The 940-nt window shown below is 53.0% G+C and carries 2 protein-coding genes; both read right to left on the reverse strand.

Translation table 11 applies throughout. The features are described from left to right. On the reverse strand, positions 1-670 hold a 670-nt coding region (locus AC1RPU_RS07615), incomplete at its 3' end, for a hypothetical protein (protein WP_481769583.1). A gap of 3 nt (positions 671-673) precedes the next feature. After that, on the reverse strand, positions 674-940 hold a 267-nt coding region (locus tag AC1RPU_RS07620), incomplete at its 5' end, for a hypothetical protein (protein ID WP_481769584.1).

A 940-nucleotide genomic window follows, 5' to 3' on the forward strand; every position in this document is an offset into this window, starting at 1 on the left:
TATCTAGATCACCCAAACCGCCCTTTGCAATGAGCTGTACGTGCGTGGTCGGGTACCACGTACCGCCTTGCCATATGGGAGTTCCTATACGTGAATCCCCGGTTCTGTAGAAGTGCACATAGTCCTGCGTCCACATTGGTTTCACGTCCAAGAACGATGACAAGCAGTAGTTGATGAAGTCGATGAATGACCGCGTTCCCTTACCGTACCAATACATGCCAACCCATCGCGATATGGCTTGGTAGCTGTCGTCAGTTAGGACACCTGCGTTTGCTAGCTTCATCCCAAGTGCATTCACCTGCTTTGCCAGAATGTCACGCTCAGGCTGCGACCACTGATCAAAATCAATCAGATGGCCGCCCATGAACGGAAGACCCGTCACTGGATCGGTACCGGTGCCAGACACTTGATCCGCAATCTGCTGTTCGAGCGGGGGATTAGTCACCCACATGTTACGCAGATTCTGCAAAATCTCGGTCTTGATATCGACTTGTCCCTCGAACACATTGTCGATGGCATTTGTGTAATCCACGTAGTATGGATTAGCCGCTAGATATGGAGGCAGCAGAATACTGCGCGGGTAGCGATACCCAAGACGCCTGTTTTCTGTTGAGTCCGTCGAGGGCCAATCCACCTGATACTTATAGATTTCTTGATATGGCGTACTCATGTTTTACCCAATTTGCAGGCGGGTCGGATTTGTGTCGATGCGTTGCTGGCGTTCCGCGTAGAACACGTTGACTGTCAGCGAGCCGCCGACTGCCGGATCGATCGAGTTGTAACGAATCGGCCAGTTGCCCGACGCAGGAAGCGGAGGGACCGGAGTAACCGAGCCGTCGTCCGTCCACGTCAGGGGCTGGCCAGCATTGATCGTGGCCAGCAAGCCGAACCCATCATGCGAATCGCGACCCCAGATATGGTATTTACTTGCGTCATATAC

It is taken from the genome of Dellaglioa sp. CoH-55-MRSF-7, assembly GCF_056782235.1.